Consider the following 15295-nt stretch of genomic DNA (forward strand, 5'->3'; position numbering starts at 1 on the left):
TTCTGGGAGGCAACATTAACCCAGTAATTAGGCTGCCTTTGCCGGCATGGTTTGCTGCAGCAGCCACTGATAGAGCTTATCCACGTCTGCTTTGCGAAACAGCTCGGTGCCGGGATTCATGGTCGCGGCCGTGCCGCAAGCCACGCCCAGGCGCACCGTTTCCTGCACCGAAAGGCCCGTGGACAGCCCGTACACCAAGCCTGCTACCATGCTGTCGCCGGCCCCTACGGTACTGCGCTTTTTCACGGCCGGAGCCGGTACGTGGTCTACCAAATCTTGGGTAACTACGCAGGCACCTTGCGGACCCAACGACGTAACTACAATTTCGCATTTGCCCTCCCGCACCAGCTTGTGGGCGGCCTCGGCCACGGCTTCGCTGTCCAGTTCATCAACCCCGGCCATTTTGCTTAGCTCGCCCACGTTGGGCTTTGCCAAGTATACACCCTCGGCCAGCACCTGGTGCAGGGCTGGGCCCGAGGTATCAATGACCACCTTGATGCCCAGCCCTTTGGCGGCCCGTACAATGCGCACTAAAAACTCGGGTTCTACTCCGGGGGGTAGGCTACCACTAATAACCAGGAACTCGGGTACCGTGGCCAGGCTTTTTAGGGTAGTCAGAATTTGCTGCTGCTCCTCCACGGAAAGCGGGGTGCCGGGCATACCGAAGCGGTACTGCTGGCTGGTGGTAGCATCTACCACGATGAAATTCTCGCGGGTGCGGCTTACGGTTTCCACCGGCTGCTGCTGAATGTGTTCTTGCTCCAACAGCTCCCGCAGCAGCGCGCCGCTGGGGCCGCCCACCGGAAATACCGCCACTGAATCGGCGCCGAGCCGCTTGAGGGCCCGCGAAACGTTGATGCCGCCCCCGCCGGGCTCGAATTTCGGGGCCGCGCACCGCAGCTTCTGGTCGGGAATAATCTGGTCGGCGGTGGTGCTTTTATCGACGGTAGGGTTCAGGGTCAGAGTGACAATAGGCTTCATGGGAGCAGCAGTAGCAAATGAGTGGGGCCGGATAAGGATCGGCCGCCAGCAAGGTAGTACGCGTATGTACTGGTAGTCGCGCACTTGGTTGCGCGAAGGCCCGGCCTACTGCCGCTAGGCTCCGCCGGCTCGGCCGCTAGGTGCCAGCCGGCGGCAACTGCAAAAACTGCCGGAATTGTTCGTCCTTTGCGGGCCTATTTCCTTCTTTTTTGTGCTCTATGCAGGTTAGTGACCTTTCCCTCCGAACCGTTGACGTGACGCGCTACGTTACCCCGCTGCGCGAAGGCGGCTCCCTGCCGGCCCTGGTGGAAGCCGACGACGGTTTTCTGTACGTGGTGAAATTTCGGGGGGCGGGCCAGGGGCTGAAGGCGCTGATTGCCGAGCTAATTGTGGGCGAAATGGCGCGAGCCTTGGGCCTGCGGATCCCAGAGCTGGTATTTTGCCAACTCGATGAAGCCTTCGGCCGCACCGAGCCCGACGAGGAAATTCAGGATTTGCTCCGCTTCAGCACCGGCCAAAACCTGGGTCTTCACTACCTCTCCGGGGCCAGCACCTACGACCCCCTAGTAACCACCATTGAGCCCCGGCTGGCTTCCCTAATAGTGTGGCTGGACTGCCTGACGCTGAACGTGGATCGCACCGCCCGCAACACCAATCTGCTTATGTGGCATAAGGAATTGTGGCTGATTGACCACGGTGCGGCCCTGTACGTGCACCACGCCGGCCCCGGTTGGGCCGAGCCGCGGCCCCGGCCCTTCGCCCAAATTAAAGACCACGTGCTCCTCCCCCAGGCCAAGGAGTTGGCCGCCGCCGACGCCGAAGGCCGCGCCCTACTCACGCCCGAGCGCATCCAGGCCATTGTGGATGCCGTGCCCGCCGATTGGCTAGCCGAGCCCTCCGTGACCGTGGAAGAGCAGCGCCAGAACTATGTGCGGTTTCTCACCGCCCGGCTCGCCGCATCAGAAACCTTTGTTCAGGAAGCCGAAAATGCCCGAAAAGCACTTGTTTGAGTACGCCGTTTTGCGCGTAGTGCCCCGTGTGGAGCGCGAAGAATTTCTGAACGTCGGGGTGATTGTGTATTGCTCGGCGCAGGGGTTTCTGCAGGCCCGCTTCGAGGTGCCCGAGGCCCGGCTGCGTGCCTTTGCCGGCGACCAGCTTGACCTAACCGACCTGACCGAGCGGCTGCAATCCTTCGAGCGAATTTGCCGGGGCCGGAAGGAGGGCGGCCCCATCGGGCAGCTGCCGCTGGCCTCGCGCTTCCGCTGGCTCACGGCCACGCGCAGCACCGTCGTGCAAACCTCGCCCGTGCACCCCGGCCTCTGCGAAAACGCCGCCGACACCCTAGCCCGGCTGCATGCCCAATTGGTGCAATAGCCAAGCGCAGGGTGGTGCTACTGCTGCATTTGTGTGGCTGTGCTTGAGGGTTGATTACGGTGTCTGCTGTAGTACTAACGACCGACCTGTCATTCCGAGCCCAAGCGAGGAATCTGGAATACTCACGAGAGGCTAACCCAGATTCCTCGCTCGGGCTCGGAATGACAGTGTTTGTTGTTCGTATCAATCGGCCAGAAGCTGCTGCTCGCGGAGCCAGTCGAAAATCAGCTGGTCTACGGCTGAAACCCTGGGCCGGTCGGCGTAAGTAAGCCACACGACTTCCTCAATTTCAGCGGCTGGCTGCAGGGTGCCAGCGTACGTAGCGTAGTAGCAGGTCATCTGCACCAGAACATCCTCCGCGTGGCCGTGGGCGGGGCCGTGAAGGTGCCAGCGTGTACCAGAGTAGCCGCGTTCAGCTCTACGGTTAGCTCTTCCTTGATTTCCCGCAGCAGGGTTTGGGCGTCCGTTTCGCCGGCTTCGCGCTTGCCGCCAGGAATGTAGTACCGGTCTTTGCCGCGGCTGCGGGTGCTGAGCAGGCGGCCTTCGTGCAGGTGCAGCCAGGCAATTTTGTCGATGAGGGGCATGAGCAAACGGTTGAACTCGGAACGGGCTATAAAAAAGCTTGCCGACCTTTAGAAGGCCGGCAAGCTAGTACAAGAGCAGCTAGAGGTAGGCTAGTTTACAGCCTGATAGGGGACGCCCATGTTCTGGAACAAGAAGGCCCACTTGTCGGTCTGCTCGCTGATAACCTGGGCGGTGGAGCGGCCGGCGCCGTGGCCGGCTTTGGTCTCGATACGGATCAGGACGGGGGCATCGCCTTTCTGGCTTTCCTGCAGCTTGGAGGCAAACTTGAAGGAATGGGCCGGCACTACCCGGTCGTCGTGGTCGGCGGTAGTTACCATGGTGGCGGGGTAGGCGGCGGGCTTCAGGGCGTGGTAGGGCGAGTATTTGTAGAGGTACTCAAACATTTCCTTGGAGTCCTGGGCCGTGCCGTAGTCGTAAGCCCAGCCGGCGCCGGCCGTAAACTGGTTGTAGCGCAGCATGTCCATCACGCCCACGGCCGGGAAGGCCACCTTGAACAGCTCGGGGCGCTGGGCCATGGTAGCGCCCACCAGCAAACCGCCGTTCGAAGCGCCCGAAATAGCCAGGTAGTCCTTAGAGGTGTAGTTGTTCTTGGTCAGGTACTCGGCGGCGGCAATGAAGTCGTCGAACACGTTCTGTTTCTGCAGCTTGGTGCCGGCCAGGTGCCACTTCTCGCCGTACTCGCCGCCGCCCCGGATATTGGGCACGGCATAGATGCCGCCATTCTCCAGCAGAATGATGTTGCTGGTGCTGAAGCCGGGCGTGACGCTGGAGTTAAAGCCCCCGTAGGCGTAGAGCAGGGTCGGGTTCTTGCCGTTCATCACCAAGCCTTTCTTGTAGGTGATAATCATCGGCACTTTGGTGCCATCCTTGGAGGTGTAAAACACCTGCTTCGACTCAAACTTGCTGGGGTCGAACTGCACGCCGGCCTTCTTGTAGACGGTAGATTTGCCGGTGGCAATGTCGTACTTGAAGATGGTGGGCGGGTAGATGTAGGAGGTGAAGGTGTAGTAGGTTTCCTTTTCCTCTTTTTTGGTGCCGAAGCCGCCAGCCGTGCCCACCGAAGGCAGCGTAATAGCCCGCTCCTTCTTGCCGTTCATGTCATACTGCTCAATAAGAGAGGTAGCGTCCTTGAGGTAGTTGGCGAAGATTTTGCCGCCGCCGGTGCTGACGTTCAGTACGTTCTGGGTTTCCGGAATCAGGTTTTTCCAGTTGGCGGGCTTGGGGTTGGCCGCGTCCACGGTTACTACCCGGTTGTTGGGCGCATTCAGGTTGGTGAAGATGTAGAGCTTGCTGCCCACGTTGTCTACCACGTCCACGTTGCTTTTCTCATTGTCCACTACCTGCACAATGGGGCTGCCCGGCTTGCTCAGGTCCTGGATGTACAGCTCATTGCCAGTGGTGGTATTCGCCCCACTGATAACCAGGAAACGCTCATCCTCGGTGAGGGAGGCCCCAATGTAGCGGCGCGGCGTTTTCTCGCCCCCGAACACCAGCTTATCGGTGCTTTGCTTGGTGCCCAGCTTGTGGTAGTAAAGCTTGTGAATCTGGGTTTTGCCGGCTAGCTGGCTGCCCGCGGTGGGCTTGTCGTAGGAGCTGTAGTAGAAGCCGTCGTTGCCTTTCCAGGCCAGGCCCGAGAACTTCACGTCCTTGAGCGTATCACCCACGAGGCTCTTGTCAGCGGTTTTCAGCACGATGACCTTGCGCCAGTCGGAGCCGCCTTCCGAAATCTGGTAGGCGGCCAGCGAGCCGTCCTTGGTGAAGTTGATGCCCGCCAGCGAGGTAGTGCCGTCCTTGGAAAACTTATTCGGGTCGAGGAACACTTCCGGCGCCCCGTTGCCCACCTGCCGGTACAGCACCGACTGACTTTGCAGGCCCGTGTTCTTGCTGAAGTAGGTGTACTTGCCTTCCTTGTAGGGGGCGCCGTACTTCTCGTAGTTCCACAGGGTTTCCAACCGCTTCCGGATGGCCTCTCGGTAAGGAATCTGGGCGAGGTAGCCCTGGGTCACCTTGTTTTCCTCCTGCACCCAGGCCTTGGTGTCGGGGGCCTGGTCGTTTTCCAGCCAGCGGTAAGGGTCGGCAACCTTGGTGCCGAAGTAGGTGGTAACGGTATCTACCTTCCGGGTTTGGGGGTAGGGCTGGGTTTTGATGGGCGCTTGGGCGGCGGCTTGGGAGCCTACCAGCAGAACCGCCAGGGAAGGAAACAGTCTTTTCATCGTGAGGAAGTAGGGTGCAGAAAGAAGATGTGCTTCGGGGTAAGTGAACTGTCACAGGCAAGATAAGAAAGCTGCGTCCAGTCTGCGCTACACCAGCCGTTGCTTCTAGCGGAAAGCCGCTTCCCCAGAACCCCAAGCCAGGTGCCCTGCGTAGGCCCAGGGCCGGCCGCTCTAGCCGCACGCCTTTCCCTTTTGCTATATGCCCACCATCTATATCGGCTGCTCCGGCTTTTCGTACCGCGACTGGAAAGGCGTGTTCTACCCCACCGACCTGCCCCCGCGCAAGTGGTTTGCCTACTACTGCACCCAGTTCAACACCCTGGAGCTGAACGTGACCTTCTACCGAATGCCCGAACTCAAGGCCTTTGAGCAATGGTACCAGCAGAGCCCGGAAAACTTCCGGTTTGCCGTGAAAGCGCCCCGACAGGTAACGCACTACAAGAAGTTCGGGCCGGAAGCGGAGCCTATTCTGGCCGAGTTTTACGCAACTATCCGGGAAGGGCTGGGCCAGAAGCTGGGCCCAGTACTGTTTCAGCTGCCGCCCAAAGCCGCCTACACCGAGGAGTACTTAACCCGCATCATCGAGCAGCTAGACCCGGAGTTTCACAATGTCATCGAGTTTCGGCACCCAAGCTGGTGGGATGGGGAAGTATTTCGGCGGCTGGCCCGCCACGGCATCAGCTTCGTGGGCCAAAGCCACCCGCTACCCCTGCCCGATGAGGTAATCATCAACACGCCGCGGGTGTACTACCGCTTTCACGGCGTGCCGGAACTGTACAAGTCGGCGTACAGCCCGGAGTTTCTGACGCGGGTAGCCCACGAAATTGCCGCGGCCCCGGAAGCGCAGGAAGTGTACCTCTACTTCAACAACGGCATCGGTGGGGTAGGAGCCCTGAATGCCCAGCAAATGCAGCAGCTGTTCAAGCAGAGCACCCAGGAACAGGCCACGTGCGCAAATTGACGGGCGTTTGCTACCCTAAAACGCCCCGACGTACTTTCTAGCGCGTCATTTCAGCCGGAACTGAAGAAGCCCATCTGTACCTCAAAAACACGTCATCCTGCGCAGCGCCAAGGACCTTATCATGTTTGAACGAGCCCGTTATTACGAAACTTGTCCAGGCGTGATAAGGTCCTTCGCGCTGCGCAGGATGACAGGTAGAAAAGTGCGGTTGCCGTCTAGCGGTAGGTCACCCGTCGTGCCTTCTATACGCTGGCAGGAGGATATTTTCTGCTGGCGTATAGAAGGCACGGCGGGTAGCGGAGTCGAGAGGCGCAGCTTAGTCGTTGCCGGCGGTGGGATTCTTGCCAGAAGACGTGTTCATAGCAGTTTCACCGGTTTGGCCTTCGCCGCTCTTCATGCCGGCCCGGTTGCCTTTCTCAGTAGGAGCCGTCATGCCAGTACCACTGTTCATGTCGCCGGCTATTTGGTTTTCAAACGACTCGGGGCGGTTGCCCACGGCTACGTGGGGCTGGCTGGCTTGGCCCGGCAAGCCACTGCGCACCGACCGGTCCTGATCGGTGGAGCCTAGATGCTGGGCCTGTTCCGAAGACTGGTTGCTGATTTTGTCGTTGGCGTTGGCCCCGGAGTTGGGGTCGTGCTGGCTGCGTTTTCCAGATTGCTTAGACATGCTCGTAGAAATTAGGTGGTGGGAATATGGCCGACAGACCAGTCCGTTAATTCCAGCGTCGGGCCCGTTAGTGGTATGCTGCCCGGCAGGCGCAGTTGCGTTAGAAGCGGAAAAACCCACGGCAGTACTGTTAAGCTCATCTGTTGTTAATCAATGGGTTAGATGGGCGGACTTGGGGAACCGTCGAGCTGGTTTTGCGCTACGTAAGCAGCGGCAGTTTGGCGCCCTCCGGTACGGGTAGGCACCGGGCGCGGCTAGCTCGACATAACTTTCCGGCCCGGGTGCTACGTACGCTTCAGGTACCCTCACGTATCTGTTCGGCCATGATGAAACGGGTAGTTGCTACCTGGCTTGCCAGTTTACTTCTGCTGACAGGCCCGGCGGCCTGGGCCTGCCGGGTGTGCCGCCCCCGGGTGCACGCCGGGATTCACAACGCCGAGTACACCGCCAACCTACTCCTGTTGCTGCTGCCCGTGGCGGTAGTGCTCCTCGTAGGGTTGGGCTTGTTCTACGCTCCGACCCTCAAAGCTCGCCTAACTTCTCCCTCCGCCCATGACTGAACCCCTACACCGTACCCCTCTAATTGCCGCCGGCCTGCTGATGGGGGCTGGGCTGGGTGGCTTCGTGGATGGCATTGTGCTGCACCAAATTCTGCAGTGGCACAACATGCTCTCCAACCAACTGCCGCCCAACACCTTGGTGGCGGCCAAAGTAAACATGTACTGGGACGGGGTATTTCACGCGGCGGTGTGGGTGCTCACGGCCATCGGGCTGCGGGTGCTGTGGGTCGCCAGCCGGCGCCCGGATGTGGCGTGGTCGGGGCGCACGTTGGTGGGTGGGCTGCTGCTGGGGTGGGGCCTGTTCAATGTGGTGGAAGGCCTGATTGACCACACCCTGCTCGGGCTTCATCACGTGTATGAGTACACCGACGAGAAGCTGCCCTGGGATATGGCTTTCCTGGCGTTTGGGGCCTTGCTGCTGCTGGCGGGCTGGGGCCTCATTCGGGCAGGCCGCCGGGATGTTACGCCGCGCACCGCTTACCGGGACTAAAGTATGCCAATGCTTTCTTCCGGCGCTGCTGCGCCACCTTCAACCACCTACCACATTGGCTGCTCGGGTTTTCACTACAAGCACTGGAAAGGCGTATTCTACCCCGAAAAGCTACCCCAGCGCCGCTGGTTCGAGTTTTACCACCAGCACTTCCGCACCCTGGAGCTGAACGTGACCTTTTACCGGTTTCCTCAACTTTCAGCCCTAGAAAGCTGGTACCAGCAAAGCCCCGCAGACTTCCAGTTTTCGGTGAAGGCTCCCCGCCTAATTACCCACTACAAACAGTTTCACGACTGCGCCCAACTGCTCGCCGACTTCTATGGTACGGTACAGGAGGGTCTGCGCGAAAAGCTGGGGCCTGTGCTCTTTCAACTGCCCCCGCGCCTCACGTACTCGGAGGAGCGGCTGGCGCGCATCGTGGAAAGCCTCGACCCGAGCTTCCGCAACGTAGTGGAGTTTCGGCACCCTAGCTGGTGGCTGGGCCACGTGTACCAGGAGCTGGCCCGTCGGCGCATTGCTTTTGTAGGCCAAAGCCACCCGGCCCTGCCCGACGAGGTAGTAACCAACACGGAAGTGGTGTACTACCGCTTCCATGGCGTGCCAGAGCTGTATAAGTCGCCGTATCCGGAGGAGTTTCTGCGCCGGGTGCTGGGCCAGATTCAGGCCGCCGGACAAGTAAGGGAAGCCTACCTCTACTTCAACAACGACATTGACGCCTCCGCCATCGGCAACGCCCGCCAGATGCAGGCAATAGTCGGGGCAGCTAACGAGTAGCGGGTAGCAGGAACTTTAGGCCGGTTATAATAAGGTGGTTGGGGTAGGATTTATCTGGCGAAAAAGATATCTTAACAGGCACGCACTTAACCAGATACACCATGGAAACAAGACCAAGACGATACATGAGCATGGGCTACCGCCTGACGCACATGCCCTGGTGGGCCTACGTGCTGGTAATCATAGGCGTCTATCTGCTGGGTTGGGTAATGCGCCTGACGGGCATCATTCCCGGTCATTAGTCCTTACCACAAACTGAACCCAGGAGCGGGTTCCCGGTAGCGTAACGCACTGCCCGGAACCCGCTCCTGGGTTTGAACCGCACTGTAAACTAGGTTTACTGAATGCCACACCCACCGCCCGGCTAGAAACCGGCGCAGCGTTGCTGTTCCTGCCGTTACGCGAAAGCCGCGGAGCCCGTTTCCTGTCGTACCTGGTAGGAACACGGACTACAGCACGGCGCGCGTTACCAGGCGGCACCAATCCGGAAACCCAGCGGAATGTAGCTTCCCTCATGGCCATAGTCGCTCATGCCACTCGCGTAACGGGGCCCGTTTACGGTAGAGCGGGAGGATGCCTTGCGCAGCCCTATGCCAATGAAAGCGTCAACAAAAAGGGGGGTGCGGGGCAAAAATGCTTGGGTGCCCACCACGGCGCACATCCCGTACCGGTCAATTACCTCAGTTTGGGGGCGCAAACGGTACTCGTAGTAGGTGAGGCCGTTGGCTGCCAGTTCCGGCGCCCAACTGCGACTCTCGAACGCCAAACGAAAATGCTGGTAACTCGGGCCGTAGGCTACGTAAAACCCCTCGACCCCAGCGGTTTGCTCACCCAGGTAGATGCGGTGCTGCACCTCCAGGCCGTAGCCGCGCACCCGGTCCTGTGGTCCCTCACTCAGGTCGGAGGTGAAGTCGGAAACGGGACCGTAATAGAGTTGGGGTGTAACTACCCACGCGTTGCGGGAGGTAGGCCCCCACATTCTCTCCCCACTAATATGAAACCCTCCGGCCGCCACAGGAGTCATGCCTAACTTTACGCTGTGCAGCCGCGCCGGCCGGCCCAGTGCCCCCGACTGGGCTGCTGCCGTAGTGCTCAGGCGCAATAGCCCCGCACCCAGCACTCCCCACATAAGCAAGCCGCGCATTAGTTGGTCGGGATAATGGGCAGGTGGCTGAGACGGGTGAGCGTGCTGCCGCTGTAGCGGTATTGGTACAGCCCGCCGGGCCCAATGGCTAGCAGCAGCCCACGGTGCGGAATAACGTCGGACACGCTGACGTTAAACGTTTGCGGGGGCGGCAGCATCGGCGCCGTGCGGGTGCTGAACACTTTCAGTTGGTCTTTGTCGCACACGAATAGCAACGTACTATCCACGCCCAATCCCAACGGGTGCGTCATGGGGTAGGACTGGGCCAGACGTGGGGCGCGTAGGTTGTTCAGGTCGATAACCTGGAGCTGGTTGGGGCCACCCCCGCAGGTGCGGCCGTCGCGCAAGGTTACGTAAGCATACCGGTCGTCCACCACCACTGGGTCGCAGCTGATAACGTGCTGGTAGAAAGCGAGCTGCTGGGGCTGGGCCGGCTGGCTGGCATCGAAGATGTACATGCCCCGCTGGGTGCCCAGAAACAGGTAGGGCGCGCGCGGGTAGATGGTTTCAATGCCAAAACCCAGGGGTACTACCGTGCTGCGGACCGGGGTAGTGGGCGTGGTCAGGTCGAAGAGGCGCAGGCTCTGGTTGTCAACGACGTAGAGCGTGTTGTTGAGCACGGTAAAGCGGGCCAGGGACCCACCTTTGCCGTCGCCCCCGTCGGCGCTAGTGGGGCTGGCGTCGTTCTGGGCCGAGCATCCGCTTAACGCTAAGCCGAAAATGCCGGCTAGGGCAGTAGATATAAGAGTAGAAAGTAGACGCATAGTGGCAGAGAAAATAGGATTATAGCTTCTGCCAGCCGACGACTACGGCATCGGCGGGACGGTTTTTTACCTGGTATTCAGCGGGTACCTGGGCGGTTTCGGGCAAGGGCAGCTCCGGCACGGCCTCGCGCACGCGGTGGAGCAGGCGGGCAGCTCGCACGTTGGCAAGGTCGAAGGTGAGCAGGTCCGGGCCGCTGTCGGCGTACAGCAAATTGCCTTTCATGGCCACGTCCACGTTACCCGGAATACGCAAAAAGGCTACCGGCTGAGGACGGCTGGGGTCGTGGTTGTCGATAATGTGCACTCCCTGATACTGCTCATTAATAAGGATGTACGGGTCGCGCAGATAGATTTTGCCGGTATTGTGCATTTCCTGGGGCGGCAGCACGGCCACGGCTTGCTCCAGCTGAGTTCGGGCCATCAGCAGGGGCTTATAGGAGGGGAGCGGCACCCGGTCAATCGGCTCCACCATGGGGCAGGCCGTAAGACTCAGCAGAAACGTGCCGCCTACTAGGAGGGAGTACAGTTGGCGCATAGCAAACAGTAAAGAGTGGGTAACGGCAAGAGTATTCCCACCCGCGAAATGGTTGCACTGCAACGCAAGAATAGCAACTTCAATAGCCCCGCCGCAAATTCACCTGATTCTCTAGGGGCTGCTGCTGGCGTAGGTGGTCAAGGTTGCGTAGGAACACGTCCACTTTACCCTCATCTTCGCCGGGCTGACCGCCGCCACTATGCTGCGTGAGCAGCACGCGCGGCAAATCCCAGAGGGGATTGTTGGTAGGCAGCGGTTCTTGGGCCGTTACATCCAGCACAGCACCCCCGAGCCGACCCGCTCGCAGGGCGGCAATTAGGGCGGGCTCATCGGTGGTGTTGCCGCGGCCTACGCTGGCGTAGAGGGCCTCCGGGGGCATGGTAGCAATCAGGTCAGCGGAGAAAAACCCCTCGGCACTACCCGGCAAGCAATTCACCACTATGTCGGTAGTGGGCAAAGCAGCGCGCAGTTCTTCCTTGGAATGCAGGTGAGCCTGTGGGTCGGTGCGAGCCAGAAACTGCACGTCGCACCCGAAACCTGTGAGCTGTTGAGCCACGGCTTGCCCAATGGCGCCGCTACCCAGAATGAGGACGCGCTTGCCGCGGAGTAACCCTAGCTTCGGGCGCAAGGGGCCACCTATCCACTGTTTCTGGTCCTGTAATACTGCCAGCTCGGGCACGTAGCGCAGCAGCCCTAATAGGCCCGCTACCATTGTTTCGGCGCAGGGCCAGGCGAAAAAGTCGCCCATGTTAGCAACCGGGCAGCTAAGCTGCAGCTGCTGATACCGCTCAATTCCGGCCGAATCAATCTGCCAGAACCGGAGCCGGGGTGGTGCGGGCGTCAGCCATGCGGCCGGTGGGTTGCCTAGCAGTACGTCCGCCGCCTGCAGTTCTTCCTGTTGGGCCGAGGCGGCCAGTTCAGAGCGGAAGGAAACGGTAACATCTGGGGGCAGTTGCGCCAGCAGGCGAGCTTGCGCTTCGGGGTTCAGGTCAGAATAAACGAATACGTGCATAGTAGCCATACTCGCTAACTCCGCTCGGGGGTTGCACGCGGAGGGGCTGGTAGCTGATTAGTAAGGTGCCAGCGTAGGCGGCTGCCCTGCCCACAAAAAAGCCCCGAATCGGGTGATTCGGGGCTTTGTAAGGTTGCTACAGCAACATTGTCATTAGTCTCTACGCGAGTACTGATCGTAACGGACGGGGTCTTTTTTCTTGTCTTTCTTACGACCGATAATGCCGCCGGCCGCTGCTCCGGCCACGCCGCCTAGCACGGCACCTTTGCCGCCGCCGATTACGGCCCCGGTTACAGCTCCAGCGCCACCACCAATGGCGGCACCCTTAGCTTTTTTGCTCCAGGTTTTTTTGGGAGTGGTCTGCGCCTCGGCAGTTGACGTTACCACAGTGCTTTCCATCACGAAAAGGGCCGAAAGCATGGCCGCATATAGCTTGAACGTTTTCATGGTCAGTATGATAAATCCTGAATGGATGAATTTTAGCTTTATAACGAAGCACTAAAACCCGGGTTTCATACTGGCTGAAATTTTACACAATTAGGTATTGTGTAGTATATAAAAAGCTATATGCAGTAACCGTAAAAAAATACCCCCGAACCAACAGCCCGGGGGTAGTGTACGCAACGGAAAGCAGCGCTTATCGAACGTCGGCCTTGGTATTTTCCGCGGCGGGCGTGGTGCTGGCTTTCTTCACGTAGGTGTCAAGCCAGATATTCATCTCCCACAGCATGTGCATGATGGACTCGCGGGCCGCGTAGCCGTGCGACTCGGCAGGTAGCACCACGTAGCGCACGGTAGCGCCGTGGCCCTTCAGGGCGTTATAAAACCGCTCACTCTGAATGGGGAAGGTGCCGGAGTTGTTGTCCGCCTCCCCGTGAATCAGCAGAATAGGGGTTTTGATCTTGTCAGCAAAGTTGAAAGGCGACATAGTGTTGTACACCTCCGGGGCCTGCCAGTAAGTCCGCTCCTCGCCCTGGAACCCGAAGGGCGTCAGGGTGCGGTTATAAGCGCCGCTCCGGGCAATACCCGCCTTAAACAAGTTGGTGTGAGCCAGCAAATTGGCCGTCATGAACGCTCCGTAGCTGTGGCCCATTACGGCCACCCGCTTGGGGTCCACCACACCCAGGCGCTGTCCCTCGTCGATGGCAGCCTTAGCCGAAGCCGTGAGCTGCTCCACGTAGGTGTCATTGGGCTCCTTCGTGCCTTCGCCCACAATTGGAATGCTAGTGCCTTGCAGCACGGCGTAGCCCTGGGTTACCCAGTACACCGGCGAGCCCCAGTTCAAACGGGCAAAAGTGTAGGGCGAGCCTTTTACCTGGCTGGCGTCCTTTTTGTCCTTGAACTCTACCGGATAGGCCTCCATCAGGGTCGGCAGCGGGCCGTCTTCCTTCTTGTAGTTCGGGGCAGGTAGAGGTTGGCCGTCAGCTCTACCCCGTCGGCGCGCTTATACTTTAGCACCTGCTTCTGCAAGTTGCCGAGGCTGGCGTAGGGGTTCGGGAATTTGGTAAGCGGGGTAAGCTTCAGGCTTGGAGCGTCGCGCAGGAAGTAGTTCGGCGACTCCTGAGCCGATTCCCGCCGGGTTACAAATGTCCGCTTGCCGGGGTCCAAAATCGTGACGGGCATCTCGTAATAAGGGGCCTCAGAACGCCACCACCGGGCGCTCTTCTTCGTCCGCACGTTTAGCTCGTCGATAAACGGCCGGTCGCCCTCGGGTGAGGCACCCGCCCCAATGAAGTACACTACGTCGCCGGCTCCATCGGTAGTCAGTACCTGACGGCCCTGGCTGTTGCGGTGCAAGTACGGGGTGCCTGGGTCGGTGTAGGTGTCCTGGGAAGAACGCTCGAACAGGGGCGTGAGCGAGGTTTTGGTGGCCAAGTCCAGGGTCCAGGTGGTTTCCTTGCGGTCAGTCCACCGGTAGCCTTCTACCAGGGCCAGCTTGTCGGTACCCCAGTGAATGTTGCGGAAGCGCAGGGGCAGGGCCGCCAACTCCTGGGGCTGCCCGTCGAAGGGGGCCGGCAGGGCGAAAAGCTTGTCGCGCACCGGAGCTTCGGTTTTGGGGTTGCCGCCATCCTGAGCTTCCACCCAGAACACGGTATTGGGGGCATCCTCGCGCCAGCCAAACTGACGGCGCCCGGTGGGCACGGCGTCAAAGCTGGTAGGCACGTTATCGGCCAAGGGCAGCTCGGCCAGCTCCTTTACTACCAGCCCTTCTAAATTCAGTACTTCCACCCGCTGCGGGAAGCTGCTTACGGGCAGGGTGTAGGAGTAAGGACGGTGGCGGGTGCGCACTAGCACGTAGCGGCCATTCGGGGAAGGCACGGCCTGCTGAATCATGCCGGGCTGACCCAGCGGCGCCATGCGGCCATCGAGGCCCACCTTTACTACCTGAGACAGGGCAAAGTAATCAAACAACCGCTCGTCGGTCGGGCTTTTCAGTAAATCCTGGTAGGTGCGGGCGGCGGCAGTGCGGCCGATGTTCTGCTGAATAGCCGGGCCTTTGGGTACTTCAGTGGCGCTGGGAGCCTCCCCCGGCCGCCTACCACCGCGCGGGCAATGATGGTTTTGTTGTCAGAAACCCACTCGAACGGGGTGCCGAAAACGCTGTTCAAAAACAGATTGGGCACCAGCCGGGCCGAGGCCGAAGCTACATCCGCAATCCACAGCTCCACGTGGTTGCTGGTGGTGTGGGTGAAGGCAATTTTGGTGTTGTCCGGCGACCATTGCACGTCGCTGATGCGGGCGTTGGCGGGCAGGCCCGTTACTAGCAGCTCCTTGCCATCGGGTAACTTGCGCAAGCGCAGGGAAGAAACGTAGGCCGCCCGGCTGGGGCCGTTGGTGCGCGGGTTGATGCGCAAGCCCGCTAGACGCAGTTCCGGCTGGCTTAGCTCGGCAATAGACGGCATGTCGCGCACATCCATTAGCAGCATCCACTGCCCGTTGGAGGCAAAGCTAACCCGCGGGGTAGGGGCAGCATCGGCCAACGCGGCAATGGCCCTGGGGGCGTTTGGTACGGCAAGTCTTGCGCCGTAGCCAGGCTCAGCGTGCTCACGCACAAGGCCAGGGTGAGTCGAAATATTTTCATAGAAAGAGGTAAGCAACAGAAAATTACTACAAAGGACGGTACAATCCGGCAGATTTTCTAAAGGATGTACAACTCCTTGCCTCATTATCACGTAGCGCCGAGCTTTCTTATTCGGCCGCAAACAAGAAAGCCCCACCCAAGGGCAGAGGCTTT

19 protein-coding genes are annotated in these 15295 nt (G+C 59.9%); 6 read left to right on the forward strand and 13 right to left on the reverse strand.

Translation table 11 applies throughout. The features are described 5' to 3' along the window. Positions 1-27: 27 nt before the first annotated feature. Positions 28-981: a 1-phosphofructokinase family hexose kinase gene (locus tag MUN84_RS15095; RefSeq protein ID WP_244694831.1), complete on the reverse strand. Its 954-nt coding sequence runs from the start codon at positions 979-981 to the stop codon at positions 28-30. 218 nt (positions 982-1199) lie between these two features. On the opposite strand from MUN84_RS15095, the gene MUN84_RS15100 reads away from it, so the two are divergent. Further along, the gene (locus tag MUN84_RS15100) at positions 1200-1991 is read left to right on the forward strand and encodes a HipA family kinase (protein WP_244694832.1); all 792 of its coding nucleotides are present in this window, start codon (positions 1200-1202) and stop codon (positions 1989-1991) included. Continuing rightward, positions 1969-2355: a DUF3037 domain-containing protein gene (locus MUN84_RS15105; protein ID WP_244694833.1), complete on the forward strand. Its 387-nt coding sequence runs from the start codon at positions 1969-1971 to the stop codon at positions 2353-2355. The genes MUN84_RS15100 and MUN84_RS15105 overlap by 23 nt, the downstream gene beginning before the upstream one ends. Before the next feature lie 183 nt (positions 2356-2538). Here MUN84_RS15105 and MUN84_RS15110 read toward each other — a convergent pair whose 3' ends face one another. The 3 genes from MUN84_RS15110 to MUN84_RS15120 all read right to left on the reverse strand — a co-directional run bounded on the left by MUN84_RS15110 (position 2539) and on the right by MUN84_RS15120 (position 5153). After that, positions 2539-2694 carry a hypothetical protein gene (locus tag MUN84_RS15110; protein WP_244694835.1) on the reverse strand — a complete coding sequence of 52 codons (156 nt, stop codon included), beginning with the start codon at positions 2692-2694 and terminating at the stop codon, positions 2539-2541. Further along, positions 2691-2939, reverse strand: a complete 249-nt coding sequence (locus MUN84_RS15115; RefSeq protein WP_244694836.1) for an NUDIX hydrolase — start codon at positions 2937-2939, stop codon at positions 2691-2693. The genes MUN84_RS15110 and MUN84_RS15115 overlap by 4 nt, the downstream gene beginning before the upstream one ends. Positions 2940-3029: 90 nt before the next feature. After that, entirely contained in the window at positions 3030-5153 is a 2124-nt protein-coding gene (locus MUN84_RS15120; protein WP_244694838.1) for a prolyl oligopeptidase family serine peptidase, read from the reverse strand. Between the two features lie 199 nt (positions 5154-5352). Here MUN84_RS15120 and MUN84_RS15125 point away from each other — a divergent pair, with 199 nt between their 5' ends. Then, entirely contained in the window at positions 5353-6114 is a 762-nt protein-coding gene (locus MUN84_RS15125) for a DUF72 domain-containing protein (protein ID WP_244694839.1), read from the forward strand. A 316-nt stretch (positions 6115-6430) separates the two neighbouring features. Here MUN84_RS15125 and MUN84_RS15130 read toward each other — a convergent pair whose 3' ends face one another. Continuing rightward, complete coding sequence (locus MUN84_RS15130; protein ID WP_244694841.1) at positions 6431-6781, reverse strand: hypothetical protein; 351 nt, start codon at positions 6779-6781, stop codon at positions 6431-6433. A 281-nt stretch (positions 6782-7062) separates the two neighbouring features. On the opposite strand from MUN84_RS15130, the gene MUN84_RS15135 reads away from it, so the two are divergent. Genes MUN84_RS15135 through MUN84_RS15145 form a run of 3 tightly spaced genes read left to right on the forward strand, consistent with a single transcriptional unit; the run spans position 7063 to position 8605 of the window. Then, positions 7063-7341, forward strand: coding sequence for a hypothetical protein (locus MUN84_RS15135; protein ID WP_244694843.1), 279 nt, complete (start codon positions 7063-7065; stop codon positions 7339-7341). Further along, positions 7334-7831, forward strand: a complete 498-nt coding sequence (locus MUN84_RS15140) for a DUF2243 domain-containing protein (RefSeq protein ID WP_244694844.1) — start codon at positions 7334-7336, stop codon at positions 7829-7831. Before MUN84_RS15135 ends, MUN84_RS15140 begins: the two co-directional genes overlap by 8 nt. A gap of 3 nt (positions 7832-7834) precedes the next feature. After that, positions 7835-8605: a DUF72 domain-containing protein gene (locus tag MUN84_RS15145; RefSeq protein WP_244694845.1), complete on the forward strand. Its 771-nt coding sequence runs from the start codon at positions 7835-7837 to the stop codon at positions 8603-8605. Between the two features lie 466 nt (positions 8606-9071). Here MUN84_RS15145 and MUN84_RS15150 read toward each other — a convergent pair whose 3' ends face one another. The 8 genes from MUN84_RS15150 to MUN84_RS15185 all read right to left on the reverse strand — a co-directional run bounded on the left by MUN84_RS15150 (position 9072) and on the right by MUN84_RS15185 (position 15113). Continuing rightward, positions 9072-9749, reverse strand: coding sequence for a hypothetical protein (locus MUN84_RS15150; protein ID WP_244694846.1), 678 nt, complete (start codon positions 9747-9749; stop codon positions 9072-9074). Then, on the reverse strand, positions 9749-10513 hold the full coding sequence (locus MUN84_RS15155) for a hypothetical protein (RefSeq protein WP_244694847.1): 765 nt from the start codon (positions 10511-10513) through the stop codon (positions 9749-9751). Before MUN84_RS15155 ends, MUN84_RS15150 begins: the two co-directional genes overlap by 1 nt. Before the next feature lie 19 nt (positions 10514-10532). Further along, on the reverse strand, positions 10533-11048 hold the full coding sequence (locus tag MUN84_RS15160) for a hypothetical protein (protein WP_244694848.1): 516 nt from the start codon (positions 11046-11048) through the stop codon (positions 10533-10535). Between the two features lie 79 nt (positions 11049-11127). After that, positions 11128-12060, reverse strand: coding sequence for a D-2-hydroxyacid dehydrogenase (locus tag MUN84_RS15165; RefSeq protein ID WP_244694849.1), 933 nt, complete (start codon positions 12058-12060; stop codon positions 11128-11130). Positions 12061-12213: 153 nt separating this feature from the next. After that, the gene (locus MUN84_RS15170; RefSeq protein ID WP_244694850.1) at positions 12214-12507 is read right to left on the reverse strand and encodes a YMGG-like glycine zipper-containing protein; all 294 of its coding nucleotides are present in this window, start codon (positions 12505-12507) and stop codon (positions 12214-12216) included. Between the two features lie 190 nt (positions 12508-12697). Beyond that, the gene (locus tag MUN84_RS15175; RefSeq protein WP_244694851.1) at positions 12698-13423 is read right to left on the reverse strand and encodes an alpha/beta hydrolase family protein; all 726 of its coding nucleotides are present in this window, start codon (positions 13421-13423) and stop codon (positions 12698-12700) included. After that, a complete protein-coding gene (locus tag MUN84_RS15180) occupies positions 13423-14472 on the reverse strand; it encodes a hypothetical protein (protein ID WP_244694852.1) in 1050 nt (349 codons plus the stop codon). The genes MUN84_RS15175 and MUN84_RS15180 overlap by 1 nt, the downstream gene beginning before the upstream one ends. Before the next feature lie 20 nt (positions 14473-14492). Continuing rightward, entirely contained in the window at positions 14493-15113 is a 621-nt protein-coding gene (locus MUN84_RS15185; protein WP_244694854.1) for a hypothetical protein, read from the reverse strand. Between the last annotated feature and the right edge of the window lie 182 nt (positions 15114-15295).

This window comes from Hymenobacter sp. 5516J-16 (assembly GCF_022919335.1).
GTDB lineage: Bacteria > Bacteroidota > Bacteroidia > Cytophagales > Hymenobacteraceae > Hymenobacter > Hymenobacter sublimis.

What these genes read in the sequence shown, in the direction of transcription:
- MUN84_RS15130 (WP_244694841.1), bottom strand. Translation starts at nt 6,781, where the DNA reads ATGTCTAAGCAATCTGGAAAACGCAGCCAGCACGACCCCAACTCCGGG.
- MUN84_RS15105 (WP_244694833.1), top strand. Translation starts at nt 1,969, where the DNA reads ATGCCCGAAAAGCACTTGTTTGAGTACGCCGTTTTGCGCGTAGTGCCC.
- MUN84_RS15155 (WP_244694847.1), bottom strand. Translation starts at nt 10,513, where the DNA reads ATGCGTCTACTTTCTACTCTTATATCTACTGCCCTAGCCGGCATTTTC.
- MUN84_RS15170 (WP_244694850.1), bottom strand. Translation starts at nt 12,507, where the DNA reads ATGAAAACGTTCAAGCTATATGCGGCCATGCTTTCGGCCCTTTTCGTG.
- MUN84_RS15110 (WP_244694835.1), bottom strand. Translation starts at nt 2,694, where the DNA reads ATGACCTGCTACTACGCTACGTACGCTGGCACCCTGCAGCCAGCCGCT.
- MUN84_RS15115 (WP_244694836.1), bottom strand. Translation starts at nt 2,939, where the DNA reads ATGCCCCTCATCGACAAAATTGCCTGGCTGCACCTGCACGAAGGCCGC.
- MUN84_RS15165 (WP_244694849.1), bottom strand. Translation starts at nt 12,060, where the DNA reads ATGCACGTATTCGTTTATTCTGACCTGAACCCCGAAGCGCAAGCTCGC.
- MUN84_RS15150 (WP_244694846.1), bottom strand. Translation starts at nt 9,749, where the DNA reads ATGCGCGGCTTGCTTATGTGGGGAGTGCTGGGTGCGGGGCTATTGCGC.
- MUN84_RS15140 (WP_244694844.1), top strand. Translation starts at nt 7,334, where the DNA reads ATGACTGAACCCCTACACCGTACCCCTCTAATTGCCGCCGGCCTGCTG.
- MUN84_RS15095 (WP_244694831.1), bottom strand. Translation starts at nt 981, where the DNA reads ATGAAGCCTATTGTCACTCTGACCCTGAACCCTACCGTCGATAAAAGC.
- MUN84_RS15145 (WP_244694845.1), top strand. Translation starts at nt 7,835, where the DNA reads ATGCCAATGCTTTCTTCCGGCGCTGCTGCGCCACCTTCAACCACCTAC.
- MUN84_RS15175 (WP_244694851.1), bottom strand. Translation starts at nt 13,423, where the DNA reads ATGGAGGCCTATCCGGTAGAGTTCAAGGACAAAAAGGACGCCAGCCAG.
- MUN84_RS15120 (WP_244694838.1), bottom strand. Translation starts at nt 5,153, where the DNA reads ATGAAAAGACTGTTTCCTTCCCTGGCGGTTCTGCTGGTAGGCTCCCAA.
- MUN84_RS15160 (WP_244694848.1), bottom strand. Translation starts at nt 11,048, where the DNA reads ATGCGCCAACTGTACTCCCTCCTAGTAGGCGGCACGTTTCTGCTGAGT.
- MUN84_RS15125 (WP_244694839.1), top strand. Translation starts at nt 5,353, where the DNA reads ATGCCCACCATCTATATCGGCTGCTCCGGCTTTTCGTACCGCGACTGG.
- MUN84_RS15100 (WP_244694832.1), top strand. Translation starts at nt 1,200, where the DNA reads ATGCAGGTTAGTGACCTTTCCCTCCGAACCGTTGACGTGACGCGCTAC.